At 69.5% G+C, this 15,625-nt stretch carries 15 protein-coding genes; 11 read left to right on the forward strand and 4 right to left on the reverse strand.

Annotated features, from left to right (window positions below; all coding sequences use genetic code 11):
- The first annotated feature begins 2 nt into the window (after positions 1 to 2).
- Together AB0J78_RS14560 and AB0J78_RS14565 are read left to right on the forward strand one after the other, a co-directional pair.
- Positions 3 to 548 (forward strand): septum formation initiator family protein, encoded by a 546-nt coding sequence (locus AB0J78_RS14560; protein WP_363789414.1) that lies wholly within the window; start codon positions 3 to 5, stop codon positions 546 to 548.
- Between the two features lie 2 nt (positions 549 to 550).
- Complete coding sequence (locus AB0J78_RS14565; RefSeq protein WP_363789741.1) at positions 551 to 1,045, forward strand: DUF501 domain-containing protein; 495 nt, start codon at positions 551 to 553, stop codon at positions 1,043 to 1,045.
- Between the two features lie 69 nt (positions 1,046 to 1,114).
- Here AB0J78_RS14565 and AB0J78_RS14570 read toward each other — a convergent pair whose 3' ends face one another.
- Positions 1,115 to 2,704: an acyl-CoA dehydrogenase family protein gene (locus tag AB0J78_RS14570; protein ID WP_363789742.1), complete on the reverse strand. Its 1,590-nt coding sequence runs from the start codon at positions 2,702 to 2,704 to the stop codon at positions 1,115 to 1,117.
- A 232-nt stretch (positions 2,705 to 2,936) separates the two neighbouring features.
- On the opposite strand from AB0J78_RS14570, the gene AB0J78_RS14575 reads away from it, so the two are divergent.
- The 7 genes from AB0J78_RS14575 to AB0J78_RS14605 all read left to right on the forward strand — a co-directional run bounded on the left by AB0J78_RS14575 (position 2,937) and on the right by AB0J78_RS14605 (position 11,363).
- Positions 2,937 to 4,457, forward strand: coding sequence for a lytic murein transglycosylase (locus AB0J78_RS14575; protein WP_363789415.1), 1,521 nt, complete (start codon positions 2,937 to 2,939; stop codon positions 4,455 to 4,457).
- A 141-nt stretch (positions 4,458 to 4,598) separates the two neighbouring features.
- Entirely contained in the window at positions 4,599 to 5,552 is a 954-nt protein-coding gene (locus AB0J78_RS14580) for a Ppx/GppA phosphatase family protein (protein ID WP_363789416.1), read from the forward strand.
- A gap of 205 nt (positions 5,553 to 5,757) precedes the next feature.
- The gene (locus AB0J78_RS14585; RefSeq protein WP_363789417.1) at positions 5,758 to 7,389 is read left to right on the forward strand and encodes an ABC transporter substrate-binding protein; all 1,632 of its coding nucleotides are present in this window, start codon (positions 5,758 to 5,760) and stop codon (positions 7,387 to 7,389) included.
- A gap of 73 nt (positions 7,390 to 7,462) precedes the next feature.
- Positions 7,463 to 8,389 carry an ABC transporter permease gene (locus AB0J78_RS14590; protein ID WP_363789418.1) on the forward strand — a complete coding sequence of 309 codons (927 nt, stop codon included), beginning with the start codon at positions 7,463 to 7,465 and terminating at the stop codon, positions 8,387 to 8,389.
- Positions 8,382 to 9,350, forward strand: coding sequence for an ABC transporter permease (locus tag AB0J78_RS14595; RefSeq protein ID WP_363789419.1), 969 nt, complete (start codon positions 8,382 to 8,384; stop codon positions 9,348 to 9,350). The genes AB0J78_RS14590 and AB0J78_RS14595 overlap by 8 nt, the downstream gene beginning before the upstream one ends.
- 11 nt (positions 9,351 to 9,361) lie before the next feature.
- Positions 9,362 to 10,372, forward strand: coding sequence for an ABC transporter ATP-binding protein (locus tag AB0J78_RS14600; protein WP_363789420.1), 1,011 nt, complete (start codon positions 9,362 to 9,364; stop codon positions 10,370 to 10,372).
- Positions 10,365 to 11,363, forward strand: coding sequence for a dipeptide ABC transporter ATP-binding protein (locus AB0J78_RS14605; protein WP_363789421.1), 999 nt, complete (start codon positions 10,365 to 10,367; stop codon positions 11,361 to 11,363). The genes AB0J78_RS14600 and AB0J78_RS14605 overlap by 8 nt, the downstream gene beginning before the upstream one ends.
- 67 nt (positions 11,364 to 11,430) lie before the next feature.
- Here the strand turns inward: AB0J78_RS14605 and AB0J78_RS14610 are convergent, their stop codons facing one another.
- Positions 11,431 to 11,676, reverse strand: coding sequence for a cell division protein SepF (locus AB0J78_RS14610; RefSeq protein ID WP_363789422.1), 246 nt, complete (start codon positions 11,674 to 11,676; stop codon positions 11,431 to 11,433).
- A gap of 197 nt (positions 11,677 to 11,873) precedes the next feature.
- A complete protein-coding gene (locus tag AB0J78_RS14615; protein ID WP_363789423.1) occupies positions 11,874 to 13,340 on the reverse strand; it encodes a peptidase S10 in 1,467 nt (488 codons plus the stop codon).
- A gap of 70 nt (positions 13,341 to 13,410) precedes the next feature.
- Between AB0J78_RS14615 and AB0J78_RS14620 the strand changes: the two genes are divergently transcribed.
- Positions 13,411 to 14,151, forward strand: coding sequence for a uracil-DNA glycosylase (locus AB0J78_RS14620; protein ID WP_363789743.1), 741 nt, complete (start codon positions 13,411 to 13,413; stop codon positions 14,149 to 14,151).
- A 118-nt stretch (positions 14,152 to 14,269) separates the two neighbouring features.
- On the opposite strand, the gene AB0J78_RS14625 is transcribed toward AB0J78_RS14620, so the two are convergent.
- Positions 14,270 to 14,710 (reverse strand): DUF3224 domain-containing protein, encoded by a 441-nt coding sequence (locus tag AB0J78_RS14625; protein WP_363789424.1) that lies wholly within the window; start codon positions 14,708 to 14,710, stop codon positions 14,270 to 14,272.
- A 65-nt stretch (positions 14,711 to 14,775) separates the two neighbouring features.
- Between AB0J78_RS14625 and AB0J78_RS14630 the strand changes: the two genes are divergently transcribed.
- Entirely contained in the window at positions 14,776 to 15,576 is an 801-nt protein-coding gene (locus tag AB0J78_RS14630) for a helix-turn-helix domain-containing protein (protein ID WP_363789425.1), read from the forward strand.
- Positions 15,577 to 15,625: the final 49 nt, after the last annotated feature.

Below are 15,625 nucleotides of genomic sequence, written 5' to 3' on the forward strand. Positions count from 1 at the left end.
CCATGCCGGCCGGGCGCGCATCGAATCCGCAGGGGCGCGACGAGCGGAACGTTCCGCCGTCGCGCCGGCAGGTGCGCGCCCGCCGGGACTCGGCTCAACGCAAGACGACCGGGACGAGCTCGGTTCGGGGCACCCCGAAGCGGCGCCCGGCGAGCAGGGCGAAGTCCAGCACCGGGGGAGCGTTCAAGCTCTCCTCCACGCGTCGCGCGGCGGTGCTGGCGCTGCTGGTGTGCGTGATGGCGCTGAGCGCGGCGGTGCCGCTGCGCACCTACCTCAGCCAGCGCGACGAGCTCGCCGCGCAGGAGACGCAGCGCGTCGAGCTGGAGATCCAGGTTCGCGAGCTGGAGCAGCGCAAGCAGGAGCTCTCCGATCCCGCGCAGGTCGAGGCGGAGGCGCGGGCCCGGCTCGGCTACGTCCGGCCGGGGGAGACGCCCTACATCGTGGAGGTCCCGGAGGCTCCGGCCCCGCCGCCTCCGCGGGCACCCGGTGACGACGGGGTGCCGTGGTACGAGGAGATGTGGAACTCGGTGTTGGGGAAGGAATCGTGACGGTGGATACGTCGCTGGTCAGCGAGGCGGACCGGGAGTGCGTCCGGCGTCAGCTCGGACGGCCGCCCCGGGGGCTGCACGCGATCGCGGCACGTGACGCCTCCGGTGAGCCGACGGTCGTGCAGACCTGGCCGCGGCTGGAGGACGGCACCCCGTTCCCGACGCTGTACTACTTGACGGCCCCCGACCTCACGGCCCACGCCTCGACGTTCGAGGCGGAGGGCCTGATGAAGGAGATGGCCGAGCGGCTGGAGACCGACGAGGACCTGGCGGCCCGCTACCGCGCGGCCCACGAGTCCTACCTGGCCGAGCGCGACGCGCTGGAGTCGCTGGGCACCGACGTCAGCGCAGGCGGCATGCCGGACCGCGTGAAGTGCCTGCACGTCCACATCGCGCACTCCTTGGCGAAGGGACCGGGGCGGAACCCGTTCGGCGACGAGGCAGTGGACCTCATCGCCGAGCGCTGGCCCGAGCACCGCTACCTGCTCAACCGCTGAAGGTCCTTCCGCTTCGTTCCGCGGTGGCGTTCTGGTCCGAAACGTCCACGATCGATATCCCCGGTTCCCTCACTGGCCAGGTGCGATGCGGTCGAAGAGTTGCTTGGCGCCCGTGACCGGTGTTGAACCGAAGGTGCGGCCCGCTTCCGCCAGGCGCGTTGCGATGAACGCGTCCGACACCGACGCCGGGGCGTAGCGCTGGAGCAGCGACGCCTGCAGCGTCAGCGCCAGCGACTCCGCCAGGGCTCGCGCCCGCTCCGGGCGGGGATCGGCGAGTTCCGCGCGGACGCGGCGCAGCGCGTCGTCGTAGGCGGCGTTCTCCCCGGCGGCGGCGTCGAGCTCGGCGAGGATCGCGTCCCGGCTCGTCGGCTGCTTGGCCAGCGCCCGCAGCAGGTCCAGCGCGGTGACGTTGCCCGAGCCCTCCCAGATCGACATCAGCGGCGCCTCGCGGTAGAGCCGGGGCATCCCGGACTCCTCGACGTAGCCGTTGCCGCCCAGGCACTCCAGCGCCTCGGCCACCACGTACGGGGCCCGCTTGCAGACGTAGAACTTCGTCGCGGGCAGCGCCAGCCGGAGCAGGTCGTGCTCCTGCTGCTCGACGGCTGCGGCCAGCCGCATCGCCAGCGTCGTCGCCGCCTCGGATTCCAGCGCCAGGTCCGCGACCACCTGCTGCATCAGCGGCTGGTCGGCCAGCCGGGCGCCGAACGCGCTGCGCTGCTGCACGTGGTTGGCGGCCTCGGACAGCGCGATCCGGATGTTCGCCGACGCGCCGAGCACGCAGTCGAGCCTGGTCATCGACACCATCTCGATGATGCAGCGGACCCCGCGCCCCTCCTCGCCGATGAGGTGCCCGATCGCGCCGGTGTACTCGATCTCGGAGGAGGCGTTGGACTTGTTGCCCAGCTTGTCCTTCAGTCGCTGCAGGCGGATCTCGTTGCGGGTGCCGTCGGGCAGCACGCGCGGGACCAGGAAGCAGCTCAGCCCGCCGGAGGTCTGCGCGAGCGTCAGGAACAGGTCGTTCATCGGCGCCGAGGTGAACCACTTGTGCCCGACCAGCCGGTACGTGCCGTCGGCCAGTGGTTCGGCGGTGGTGGTGTTGGCGCGGACGTCGGAGCCGCCCTGCTTCTCGGTCATCGACATGCCCGCCAGGAGCGCTGACTTCTCCTGCGGCGGGCGCAGCCCGAACTCGTAGCGGCGGGCGGTCAGCTTCGGCTCGAACTCGGCGGCCAGCTCCGGCGACCAGCGCAGCGCGGGGACCGCGGAGTAGGTCATCGAGATCGGGCAGCTGTGCCCGGCCTCGGCCTGCGACCAGAGGTAGAACCCGGCGGCCCGGCGCAGGTGCGCGCCCGCCCCCTGCCCCCACGGTGCGGCGTGCAGGCCGTGCGCGATCGCCCGCTCCATCAGCCAGTGCCACGACGGGTGGTACTCGACCTCGTCGACGCGGTTGCCGTAGCGGTCGTGGGTGCGCAGCTGAGGCGGGTTCTCGTCGGCGAGCCTGCCGTGCTCGCGGGCCTCGGCCGAACCGGCCTCCAGTGCGACCGGTGTCAGATCGCCGACGGCGTAGCGGGTCAGCGCCGAACCCAGCGCGGGGTCGCAGGCCAGCGGATCGAATCCGGACAGCGGTGAAGCCTGGTTCACGACCTGGTGGGTGCTGTGCACGCGCGGCTCGTCGATGAGCGTCATGCCCCGGAGCGTAGGCACAAATCCGCGCGAGATGAATGCCTCGATCCGATGCAGCTCGATTCGCGCTGGGCAAGCTTCTCCGGCGGCTCGGTCGGGTGAAGCCGCTCGGCAAGCGCCCCTGGCGTGGTGTATCCAGGGGTTCGGCTGTTTGGCGGATGTGCTCGATTCAGGCGCGGGGGTTTGACGAGTGGGGGACCGCAGGAAGCGCATGGCCCGGCGGAACGACCCAACGGGTGTGCTGGCGCGACGCCGGGCCCGGAAGTGGCTGGCGGTCACCGCGATGGCACCGGTCCTGGCCCTACCCGCGGCCTTGCTGAGCGCCTCGGCCCTGCCCACCGGACCGGGAGGACCGCAGACGTCCGATCTGCGCGAGCTGGGCGTGAGCGGGAACCTGCCGCAGGCTCCGGTGCTCAGCCACCGACTGCTGAACGACGCGGCCGACCCGGCGCAGCTCGCCGCCGTGCCGCAGGCCGCGCCCCGGGCGGAGCTCCCCACCGGTGAGCTCGGCATCCCCGAACCCGTGCTGGCCGCGTACATGCAGGCCGCGCGCGAGGTGGAGCAGATCCAGGCCTGCGGGCTGCACTGGTCGGTGCTGGCGTCGATCGGTCGCATCGAGTCCGGGCACGCACGCAACGGCGACATCGACGTCAACGGCACGACGGTGCACGCGATCCTCGGTCCCCAGCTGTCCGGCGGGCCGAACGTCGCGGCGATCCCGGACACCGACGCCGGGCACTTCGACGGTGATCGGGTGTGGGACCGGGCGGTCGGGCCGATGCAGTTCATCCCGTCGACCTGGCGGAAGTTCGCCGCCGACGGCAACCAGGACGGCGTCGAGAACCCGCACAACGTGCCCGACGCGGCGGCCGCGTCGGGCACCTACCTCTGCAGCGGCGGCGAGGACCTCAACGATCCGCGCGCCCTGGCGGCGGCCGTGTTCCGCTACAACCACTCCGAGAGCTACGTCCGCACGGTTCTGGTCTGGGCCGACGCCTACCGGCGCGGTGTCACGCCGACCCCGGCCGAGCTCGCTCCGGAGACCGGTGACGTGCTGGCCGGTGCGCGGGTGACCGACAGCCCGAGCGCGCTGGCGCTGCCGGAACCCGAGCCGCTGTCGATCCCGGAGATCGAGCCCGTGGCCCCGATCCCGGATCCGCAGCCGCAGGCGTTCCAGCCGGTCCCGGAAACCTCTGGGGCGCAGCCCGCCCCGGCTCCCGCGCAGCCCGAGCCCGAGCCGGAGCCGCTGGTCGATCCGGTCGAACCGGTGGTGCCGCAGGAGCTGTCGATCGCTCCGGTCGATCCGGTCGTGCCGCAGGAGCCGTCGATCAGGCCCGCGCCGGAAACCACCGCGCCTTCGCAACCCCCGTCGTCGGAGCCCGCTCCGCCGAGCGCGGAGCTCCTGCCGCAGAGCGCGGTTCCCGCCCCGCAGAGTCCGGAGCCCTTGCCGCAGAGCTCGGTTCCCACCCCGCCGAGCTCGGAGCCGGTGCCGTCGACGAGTTCGCCGGAGCCGTTCCCGTCGTCCTCGACCTCCGAGGTCGGCGAAACCTGCGACACGACCCTGCTCGACCGCGGCGAGTTCGCCCTCGTCGCACCGGCTGCGGGCCACGACCTGCGGCCTGGCGAATCGCTCCCGATGCTGGCGCAGCCCGAGGTCGAGGTCTTCACCGACGCCGGTGGCTCGGCGAAGCCCTGCACCGTCCCCGACGGCTACACCCCCGAACCGCAGTAATCGCCGGACCCCGGCACCGGGCCGCGCGCGCTTCCTTCGCGAAACGCGCGCGGCCCGGCGCTTTCCTCGTCCCGGCCGCGGGCCCGATAGCGTGGAGGAGCGGCCGGAAACGCCGGTGCGCAGCTGGGCGAGGAGGGTGCGATGGCACGGGTTGCGGCGATCGACTGCGGGACGAACTCGATTCGCCTGCTGGTCGCGGACGTCACGGTGCACGAGGACGGGCGCAAGGATCTGCGCGACATCTACCGCACGATGCGCATCGTCCGGCTCGGCCAGGGCGTGGACGCCACCGGCCGGCTCGCGCCGGAGGCGATCGAGCGCACCCGCGCGGCGCTGGTCGACTACGCCGCGATGGCCGCGCGCAAGGGCGTCGAACGGGTCCGGATGGTGGCGACTTCGGCGACCCGCGACGCCGAGAACCGCGAGGACTTCTTCTCCATGGTCCGCGAGACGCTGGGCGTCGACGCCGAGGTGATCACCGGTGACGAGGAGGCGCGGCTGTCGTTCGTCGGCGCCGTCGGCGACCTCGACCCGCTGGACGGGCCTTTCGTGGTGACCGATGTCGGTGGCGGTTCCACCGAGGTCGTGGTGGGCACCTGGGACGGCGCGAACGCCGACATCACCGCCGCGCACTCCGCCGACATCGGCTGCGTGCGGTTGACCGAGCGGTGCCTGCGCGACGACCCGCCGACCGACGAGGAGGTCGGCGAGGCGGAGAAGGTCGCGCGTCAGATCCTCGACGAGGCGTTCGCCCGGGTCGACGTCAGCGGGGCCCGGACCTGGGTCGGAGTCGCCGGAACCGTCACCACGCTGTCCGCGATCGCGCAGGATTTGCCCGAATACGATCCGCAAGCGATCCACCTTTCCCATATTTCCCAGAATCGTGTCGAACAAATCGCCGAACAACTTCTTTCCATGTCGCATGAAGAGCGTTCGGAGATCGGATCGATGCACCCGGGCCGTGTGGATGTGATCGGAGGCGGTGCGCTGGTGGTCAAGGTGCTCGCGCAGGAGTTTTCGGAGCGCAGCGGCATCTCCTCGATGACCGCCAGCGAGCACGACATTCTTGATGGCATTGCCCTGTCCATCAGCTAGTTCCCAGGGTGTGGACGCCCTGTCCCGATTGCAAAGAATGGGAATGATGAATCGATTCAGAAAGTGACGGCTTTGTGACACTGCATTGCCGCCGCCCGGTTCTCACTTATGTTTACGCACGTCTGACGCGACGGTGAAGAACCGTCGTGCGTGATGACCCCGGAAAAAACAAACCTGGGGCGCGCGTGGAAGCGGGAGGACCTACATGCGAAAGGGACGTTTGGCCGCAATGGTCGCGGCCCCGCTGGCGGTGGCGTTGCTCGCCACCGGCTGCGGCGGTGGCGGCAGCGGCTCGGGAGAGGACGGCATCGTCACCCTTGACTGGGGCGAGCCGGAGAACCCTCTTGTCCCGGCTAACACCACCGAGGAAAACGGTGGATTCATCGTGAACTCGATGTTCACGGGTCTGGTGAGCTACCGAGCCAGCGACCTCAAGGTCGAGAACGCGGTCGCCGAGTCGATCCAGACCACGGACAACCAGAACTTCACGATCAAGCTCAAGCCGGGCTGGACCTTCCACGACGGCACGCCGGTCAAGGCGAAGAACTTCGTCGACGCCTGGAACTACTCGGCCTACGGCCCCAACGGTTTCCAGGGCGCGAGCTTCTTCGAGCAGATCGACGGCTACGACCAGCTGCAGTCCGAGGACCCGGACGGTGACGAGGGCCCGGCACAGGCCCCGACGCCGCCGACCAAGGAGATGTCCGGTCTCAAGGTCGTCGACGACACGACGTTCACGGTGAAGCTGAAGGCGCCGTTCACGATCTTCCCGGTCGTGCTGGGCTACTCCGCTTACATGCCGCTGCCCGACGCGTTCTTCGCCGATCCCAAGGGATTCGAGCAGCACCCGATCGGCAACGGTCCGTTCAAGTTCCAGGACCGCCAGCCGAACGTCGAGCTGAACCTGGCCGCCTACGACAAGTACGCGGGCACCGACAAGCCGACGATCAAGGGCGCCAAGTTCAAGGTCTACGACAACCTGGACACCGCCTACCAGGACCTGGTCTCGGGCAACCTGGACTTCCTGCGCGCCGTTCCGGTCTCCGCGCTGGTCGGCGACAAGTGGAAGCAGGAACTCGGCGAGCGCGCGAAGCAGAAGCCGGGTCTGCTCACCCAGAACCTGGGCATTCCGACCTACGACGAGAAGTTCAAGAACCCGCTGGTCCGCAAGGCGATCTCGATGTCGATCGACCGCAAGACCATCACCCAGCAGGTGTTCTCGGGCGGTCGTGACCCGGCGGACGGCTTCGCCACCGCGGCGGCCGACGGCTACCGCCCCGGCCAGTGCGGCGAGGCGTGCGAGTTCAACCCGGAGAAGGCCAAGCAGTACCTGGCCCAGGCCGGCGGCTTCCAGGGCACCTTGACCCTGGAGACCAACGCCGACGGTGGTCACGACGAGTGGGTCCAGGCCGTGGCCGCGAGCATCCAGCAGAACCTGGGCATCCAGACCCAGTTCGTGCCGGTGCCGACCTTCGGCGAGTTCCGCCAGAAGGCCAACGCGTTCCAGTTCGACGGTCTGTTCCGGACCGGTTGGAAGGCCGATTACCCGAACATCGAGACGTTCCTGACGCAGCTGTACCGCACGGACGCGTCCTCGAACGACTACAAGTACTCCAACCCGGCGTTCGACGCCGCGCTGGACAAGGCGAACGCAGCTCCCACCGCGGAAGCCGCCACCGCCGCCTACGCCGACGCGGAGAAGCTGCTCGGCGAGGACCTGCCGGTCATCCCGCTGTGGACCCAGCCGGTGCAGTACGGCTTCTCGGAGCGAGTCGCCGAAGGTGAGGTCAAGGCCTACCGCGAGCTCGACTTGAGCACGGTGCGCCTGAACCCGTAAAACCGAGTGCGGGCCCGGCCCATCGAAACCCGGTGGGCCGGGCCCTGCGCTGCTGTTGATGGAGGAGGCCCGGATGGGTCGCTACGTGTTGCGGCGATTGCTGCAACTGATCCCGGTTTTCATCGGGACGACTTTTATCATCTACCTGCTGGTGTGGGCGATTCCCGGCGACCCGTTCGCGGGCAAGTGCGGCGACCGCGGCTGCCCTCCGGCCTACATCGCGGAGATGAACGAGAAGTACAACCTGGACGATCCGCTGATCGTCCAGTACTTCAAGTACCTGGGGAACCTGCTGACGGGTGATTTCGGGGAGACCTACTCCGGGACCGCGATCTCCTCGCTGCTCGAACAGGCCTACCCGGTCACCGTCCGGCTCGCCATCGTCGCCCTGATCATCGAGGGCGTCATCGGTCTGCTCGCCGGTGTCCTGACCGGCCTGCGCGGGCGCGGTTTCCTGGACAACCTGGTGCTGGTGTCGACCCTGTTCCTGATCGCGCTGCCGGTGTTCGTCACCGGTTTCGTGCTGCAGATCGTGCTCGGCGCCGAGCTGGGCCTGATCAAGACCACGGTCTCCTCCGATCCCTCGATCGGCGAACTCCTCGTTCCCGGGTTCGTCCTCGGATCCCTGTCCATGGCCTACGTTTCGCGGCTGACGCGGACGAGCATGATGGAGAACAAGCACGCGGACTTCGTGCGCACCGCCGTCGCCAAGGGCCTCGCGCCCCGCCGCGTCGTCGGAGTGCACATGCTGCGCAACTCCATGATCCCCGTGGTCACGTTCCTGGGCACCGACCTGGGCGCGCTGATGGGTGGCGCGATCGTCACCGAAGGCGTGTTCAACGTCCGCGGCATCGGCGGACTGGTCTACAAGGCGATCACGATGCAGGAAGGCACCACGGTGACCGGGATCGTCACCGTCCTGGTGCTGGTCTACCTGCTGATGAACCTGCTGGTGGACATTCTCTACGCGGTGCTCGACCCGAGGATCCGATATGACTGACCCACGCCCCACCACCGGCCTCGCCGCGACCACCACTCCCGCGGCCGAGGCACCACGAGCGGACAACCAGAACGAGCAGGCCAAGAACGAGAAGCCTCGCGGTCTCTGGAGCGACGCGTGGCGCGATCTGCGCCGGCGTCCGCTGTTCCTGATCGCCTCGGCGATCATCGTCGTGCTGCTGATCATCGCCGCGTTCCCGCAGCTGTTCACGCACGCGGACCCGAACTTCCAGGACCTGACCAAGGCGCGCGACACCCCGTCGGGGGACGCGTGGTTCGGCTACGACAACCTCGGCCGCGACCTCTACGCCAGGACGATCATCGGCGCTCGCGCGTCGATCCTGGTGGGTTTGGCGGCGACGCTGCTGACGGTGCTGCTCGGCGGCCTGATCGGCATCATCGCCGGGTACTTCGGCGGCATCGTGGACACGCTGATCTCGCGGTTCTCCGAGATCTTCATGGGCCTGCCGTTCGTGCTCGGCGCGATCGTCATCCTGACCACGTTCAACGCCGACATCAAGATCCCCAGCGGCGCCCGGATCATCACCCAGGTCGTGGTGACGATCGCGGTGCTGTCCTGGCCGATCTCGATGCGCATCATGCGCTCGGCGGCGATCGCGGCCAAGCAGCAGGACTACGTCAAGGCGGCCCGCGCGCTGGGCGCGAGCCCGACCAGGATCATCATGCGGCACGTGCTGCCCAACACCCTGGCGCCGGTGATGGTCTACGCGACCATCGCGCTCGGCGGGTTCATCGGTGCCGAGGCGACGCTGTCGTTCCTGGGCATCGGCCTGCGCGAGCCGGTCGTGTCGTGGGGCGTGATGATCTCCGACTCCCGCAACTACATCCAGTCGGCGCCGCACCTGCTGTTCTTCCCGGCCGGTTTCCTGGTGCTCACGGTCCTCGCGTTCGTGATGCTCGGTGACGCCGTCCGCGACGCGCTCGACCCGAAGCAGAAGTAGGAGAAACCGCTGTGTCCGCACACGAACACGAGACCTCGGCGGAACGTCTGCTGGAGGTCGAGGACCTGCACGTGGAGTTCCGCACCCGGGACGGCGTCGCGAAAGTCCTCAACGGTGTGAACTACCACGTCGACGCCGGCGAAACCCTCGCCGTGCTGGGCGAATCCGGTTCCGGCAAGAGCGTCACGGCGCAGACCGTGATGGGCATCCTGGACATCCCGCCGGGGGCGATCACCGGAGGTGCCATCCGCTACCGCGGTGAGGACCTGCTGACCGCCACCGAGGAGCGCAGGCGAGAGCTGCGCGGCGACGCGATGGCGATGATCTTCCAGGACGCGCTGTCGGCGCTGAACCCGGTCTACACGGTCGGGTTCCAGATCGCCGAGCAGCTCCGGACGCGGCGCGGCATGTCCCGCAAGGACGCCACGAACCGCGCCGTGGAGCTGCTGGACCAGGTCAAGATCCCGAACGCCAAGCAGCGCGTGAAGGAGTTCCCGCACCAGTTCTCCGGCGGCATGCGGCAGCGCGCGATGATCGCGATGTCGCTGGCGCTGGACCCGGACCTGCTCATCGCCGACGAACCCACCACGGCGCTGGACGTCACCGTGCAGGCCCAGATCATGGACCTGCTCGACGAGCTGCGCCGGGACCGCGGCATGGGCCTGATCCTCATCACCCACGACCTGGGCGTGGTCGCCGAGGTCGCGGACCGGATCGTGGTGATGTACGCGGGCCGCATCGTCGAGGCCGCTGACGCGTACTCGCTGTACAAGGCCCCGGGCCACCCCTACACCGATGGCCTGATGCGGTCGATCCCGCGCCTGGACCTCAAGGGCCAGGAGCTGGAGACGATCAAGGGCCTGCCGCCGAACCTGATGGCGGTGCCGCCGGGGTGCCCCTTCCACCCGCGCTGCTCGCGGGCCCAGGACAAGTGCCGCACGGAGGTGCCGACCGACCACAACCTCGGGTTGGGCCGCGTCAGCGCCTGCCACTTCGCGGAGGAGATGATGAGCCGTGGCTGAGCCGATCCTCCAGGTGCAGAACCTGGTCAAGCACTTCCCGGTGCGCGCGGGCATCCCGCGCCGCACCGTCGGGCACGTGCGGGCGGTCGACGGCGTGTCCTTCGACCTGCAGCGCGGTGAAACCCTCGGCATCGTCGGTGAATCCGGTTGCGGCAAGTCGACGCTGGCGCAGGTGCTGATGCGGCTGGAGAACCCCACCGGCGGCACCGCGCTGTTCGAGGGGCGCGACATCTTCAAGATGCGCGGCTCGGAACTGCGCAAGCTGCGCCGGGACATGCAGATCGTGCTGCAGGACCCCTACACCTCGCTGAACCCGCGGCGCACCGTCGGCGACATCGTCGGCGAGCCCTTCGAGATCCACCCCGAGGTGGCGCCGAAGGGCGAGCGGCGGCGCAAGGTGCAGGAGCTGCTGGACGTCGTGGGCCTCAACCCCGAGCACATCCACCGCTACCCGCACCAGTTCTCCGGCGGTCAGCGGCAGCGCATCGGCATCGCCCGCGCGCTGGCGCTCAAGCCGAAGGTGATCGTCTGCGACGAGCCGGTGTCCGCGCTGGACGTGTCGATCCAGGCGCAGGTGATGAACCTGCTGGGCGATCTGCAGGACGAGTTCGGGCTCTCGTACGTGTTCATCGCCCACGACCTGGGCGTGGTCCGGCACCTGTCGGACCGGGTCGCGGTGATGTACCTCGGCAAGATCGCCGAGGTCGGCACCGAGGACGACATCTACGAGCACCCGCAGCACCCGTACACCCAGGCCCTGCTGTCGGCCGTTCCGGTCCCGGACCCGACCCTGCGCGGCAAGCGCGAGGTCATCCGCCTCACCGGCGACGTCCCCAGCCCGGCCAACCCGCCGTCGGGCTGCCGCTTCCGGACCCGCTGCTGGAAGGCCCAGGACATCTGCGCCGAGAAGGCCCCGGAGCTGGAAGTCCGCACGGGCACGCACCCCTCGGCCTGCCACTTCGCGGAGGAACTCCCGCACGTCGTGGTCTGATGCCGCACGCGAATCGGGCGCCCTCACCGAACTCGGGTGGGGGCGCCCTTTCGCGTGCTGCGCGGGGTCAGCGCTGTCCGGGCGGCTCGGGGTGGCTGAGGAGGAAGACCTTCGGGGCGACGCGCTGCATGTCTCCGCCGCGGGCCACGACCAGGCCGGCCGCGAAGTCGACGAGCTGAGTCGCTTCGGAACCAGGGACGTCGGTGAGATCCATCAGGACGGCGTTGCCCTGGCGGTAGTAGTCGCCCACGTAGTAGACGTCCTGGTAGTTCTGCGGGTGCAGCGTCTTGACCACGTGCTCAGTGTCGCCCACCGCCGCGCGGTGTCAATCGCAAGCGACCGCCGTGGCGCACCGAAATTTCGAGGACCGCGCGGTTCCGGGGCAGGGGATTCGAATTTCGCGCGAAATTCGACGGCGGAACGCGGCGTTCGAATTTCGCGCGAAATTCGAATCCCCCGAGCCGAGCGCGCTCCTGAGCTGCGAAGACGCGCCCGGCCGGGGGATTCCTGCTAGGAGCGGGTGATGAAGGTCGCCAGGTCTTCGGACTGCTGGATCCGGGACGGCTCGTGGACGTACATCATGTGGCCCGCCGGGTAGTAGCGGACGTCGATGTTCTCCCGCAGCTCCTCCGGGATCGGCAGCCGCGCCAGGACGTGCTCGGCGGCGAAGTACGGCGTCGCGCCGTCGGTGTAGCCGCAGCCCACGTGCACCCGCAGGTGCGGGTTGGCCTGCATCGCCGCCCCGAGCCGGTCCACGACGGACACCGCCGCGCCCTCGAACTCCTTGTACGACCAGGGCTGCACCCGGCCGGTCAGGGTCTCGTAGGGCAGGTCGCTGCGGTAGTCGAGCTCTTCGCGCAGGTAGTGGTTGATGACCGCCGAGTAGGCGCCGCGGATGCCGGAGATGCTCGGGTCGTCGGTGAAGCGCTCCACCGCGGCGTCGGGCTCCCAGCCGGTGAACCGCCCGTCCATCCGGCCGACGGTCTTGCGCTCGTCGCGCAGCAGCTCGGTGAAGAACCGGATGTGCTCGATGCGCATGTTGACGCGGTCCACGTAGTCCTCGGACAGCCCCGACAGCTCGGCGACCTTGCGCACCACGTCGGCCCGCTCCTCGGCGGTCAGCCGAGCGCCTCGCGCCAGCGCCCACGCGTAGTCCCCGGCGGCGAACTTCTCGGCCTCGTCGAGGACCTCGCGCAGCGGCCGGTCGCCGTGCTTGCCGTGGTGGTGGGCGATGGCCGCGTAGGTCGGCAGGTACAGCGAGTACGGCAGGTCGTTGCCCTCGGTGAACCGGATCGTGCCCATGTCCAGCACGGACGAGATCAGCAGCAGCCCGTTCGGGTACAGCCCGTGCCGCGACTGGAGGTGGTCGGCCAGCGCCGCCGCGCGCAGCGTCCCGTAGGACTCGCCAGCGAGGTACTTCGGCGACATCCACCGGCTGTTGCGGGTCGTCCACAGCCGGATGACCTCGGCGATCGACTCGACGTCGCCCTGGAAACCGTGGAAGTCACCGGGCTTTCCGCCCTCGATCGCACGCGAGTAGCCCGTGGAGACGGGGTCGATGAACACCAGGTCGCTGTGCTTGAGCAGCGTCTCGGGGTTGTCGCCGAGCCCGTAGGGCGGCGGGGCGAGGTCCCCGGCATCGCCGGACAGGACCCGGCGCGGGCCCAGCACGCCGAGGTGCAGCCACACGCTCGCCGAACCCGGGCCGCCGTTGAACGCGAAGGTCACCGGGCGGTTGCTGTCCGGTGCGGCGTCGAGGACGTAGGAGGTCAGGAAGACCTCGGCCTTGGCCTTGTGCCCGTCGAACTTCCCGTCGGAGTAGACCTCGTCGCGCAGCACGACGCGTCCCGTGGTCGCGGTGTAGGACAGCTCGGTGCCGTCCACGGTGATCGCGTGATGCGTGCTGACCAGATCGTCCACCGGCTCGGCGGGGGTGGTGTCCTGCTGCGTCGCCTCGTCGGCCTTCTCGTCTGCCATGCCGCCCACATTACGTGCCACGAGAGGCGTTATCTGTCAGTTTTGCGGGGTGGAGAAGCCCTCGGAGTTGATCACCGACCCGTCCGGAGAACCCGCCGACGCGGCCCCGGGCGCGGGAGATCTGGCGGAACTGGACGAACTGGTCAGCCGCTGCACGGCCTGCCCGCGCCTGGTCGAATGGCGCGAGGAGGTCGCCAGGGTCAAGCGCGCCGCGTTCCGCGACGAGGACTACTGGGGCCGCCCGGTTCCCGGTTTCGGCCCGCCCGACGCGGAGATCGCGATCGTCGGCCTCGCCCCGGCGGCCCACGGCGGCAACCGCACCGGCCGGATGTTCACCGGAGACCGCTCCGGCGACGTCCTCTTCCAGGCGCTCCACGACGTCGGCCTGGCCTCCCAACCGGAGTCGGTCTCCCAGGACGACGGGCTGACCTTGCACAACACCCGCATCACGGCCCCGGTCCACTGCGCCCCACCGGCCAACAAACCCACCCCGGCCGAACGCGACACCTGCCGCCCCTGGCTGGTCCGCGAGCTGGACCTGCTGCGCCCGACCCTCCGAGTCGTCGTGGTCCTCGGTGGCTTCGGCTGGCAATCCCTCCTGCCGGTCCTCGCCGACGCCGTCTGGCAGGTCCCCCGCCCCAGGCCCAAGTTCGGCCACCTCGCCCACGCCGAACTGCCCGCGACCGACGGAGGACCCCCGCTCCACCTCCTCGGCTGCTACCACGTCAGCCAGCAGAACACCTTCACCGGAAGGCTCACGCCGGCCATGCTCCGGGAAGTCTTCCAACGCGCGCAGGAGCTGGTGGCGTGAGGTGAGGTTCCGGCTCGACCTCCGGTCGCGCTACGACGTGACGGACCGCGGTTCGGTTCGTGCGGGAGTTCGAGCGGCTTCGGTGCGAGGTTCAAGGAGGAACCGCTCGACTCCGACCTCACTCCAGCGAGTAGGTGAGGGCCAGCTCGTAGCCGTCGTCGGAGTGGCCTGCGATGGAGACGTCGGCTTCGCCTCGGAGGGTTTCGAGGCCGCCGGTGCCCATGCCCGGGACGACCTCGAGGTGGGCCGAGACCGAGCTCTTGTCCTGGCTGCCCGTGTGCTGGAAGACGCAGGTGCCTTCGTGACCTGCGATTGAGCCTTCGAAGCGCTCGAAGCAGAGGATCGGCGCCGCATCGGCCTTGTAGGCGATCAGGTACGTCAGGGTGCCCGTGCCCTCGATCTCCCCGGCGTAGGTGTACTGGACCTCGGCGCGGGTGATGCCGCGGTTCGGGTAGTAGGCGTCGCCGGACTCGGTGCCTTCGCCGTCGATGTCGACGACGAGGTGTTCCGACCACGCGGTGACGTTGAAGCGGGCTGCGGCTTTGTGCTGGTAGGTCATGCGCACGACGCTAGGCCGCGTCGTTCTGCCGGTCTTGAACAAACGCGACGGCCTACGCTGAGCCCATGTCGAAAGCCGGGAGGCCCGAGGCGATCGTGCGCCCGAAGGCGGGGGAGCGGGCGTTCGAGGTGGAACGCCTCGAACCGGATCCCGCGCTGGCCGAGTTCGTCGACTACTACTGGCTCGTCCGCTGGAACGTCACCGGTGAGCACCGGCAGCAGGTGGTGCCGCAGCCGCGAGTCCACGTCGCGGCGGAGGACGGCAGGCTCTTCGTCCACGGGGTCTCCCGCGAACCGTTCTTCCGGACCTTGACCGGAGTCGGTCACGTGCTCGGCGCGGCCTTCCACCCCGGCGGGTTCCGGGCGCTGCTGAAGAGCAGCGTCGGGGCCATCTCGGGAACCGTCCGAACCGCTGAGGACGTCCTCGGCCACGACGACCGCGGTGCGGCCGAGCGGATCCTGGCCACCAGCGAAACCGCCGAGATCGTCCCGGTGCTCGACACCTACCTGCTGGCCTGCGAACCCGAGCCCGATCCCACCGGCCGCGAAGCGACCGATCTGGTCAACGAGGTCCAACGGCGGTCCGACATCGTGCGGGCCGAACAGCTCGCCCAGCACGCCGGGCTCAGCTTGCGCAGCCTCCAGCGCCTGTTCGCCGACTACGTCGGCGTCGGCCCCAAGTGGGTCATCCAGCGATCCCGCATCCTCGACGCCACCGCGGCCGCCCACTCCGGCGAACCGGTCGACTGGTCCGAGCTCGCCGCTGAGCTCGGCTTCAGCGATCAGGCCCACCTGACCCGTGCCTTCACCCAGGTCGTCGGCACCTCCCCGGCCACCTACCGGCGGGACCCTGGCACCGCGGGGTGAGGCGTTGAGGGCGAAAAACAGGTTGAACCGGTGTGCTGCAATCGGTCAC

It is taken from the genome of Saccharopolyspora sp. NPDC049426 (genome assembly GCF_040676935.1).
Lineage (GTDB): Bacteria > Actinomycetota > Actinomycetes > Mycobacteriales > Pseudonocardiaceae > Saccharopolyspora.

Bases quoted from the DNA above. Each gene is read 5' to 3' on its own strand.
- AB0J78_RS14560 (WP_363789414.1), top strand. From the start codon at position 3: ATGCCGGCCGGGCGCGCATCGAATCCGCAGGGGCGCGACGAGCGGAAC.
- AB0J78_RS14575 (WP_363789415.1), top strand. From the start codon at position 2,937: ATGGCCCGGCGGAACGACCCAACGGGTGTGCTGGCGCGACGCCGGGCC.
- AB0J78_RS14580 (WP_363789416.1), top strand. From the start codon at position 4,599: ATGGCACGGGTTGCGGCGATCGACTGCGGGACGAACTCGATTCGCCTG.
- AB0J78_RS14585 (WP_363789417.1), top strand. From the start codon at position 5,758: ATGCGAAAGGGACGTTTGGCCGCAATGGTCGCGGCCCCGCTGGCGGTG.
- AB0J78_RS14590 (WP_363789418.1), top strand. From the start codon at position 7,463: ATGGGTCGCTACGTGTTGCGGCGATTGCTGCAACTGATCCCGGTTTTC.
- AB0J78_RS14595 (WP_363789419.1), top strand. From the start codon at position 8,382: ATGACTGACCCACGCCCCACCACCGGCCTCGCCGCGACCACCACTCCC.
- AB0J78_RS14615 (WP_363789423.1), bottom strand. From the start codon at position 13,340: ATGGCAGACGAGAAGGCCGACGAGGCGACGCAGCAGGACACCACCCCC.
- AB0J78_RS14625 (WP_363789424.1), bottom strand. From the start codon at position 14,710: ATGACCTACCAGCACAAAGCCGCAGCCCGCTTCAACGTCACCGCGTGG.
- AB0J78_RS14630 (WP_363789425.1), top strand. From the start codon at position 14,776: ATGTCGAAAGCCGGGAGGCCCGAGGCGATCGTGCGCCCGAAGGCGGGG.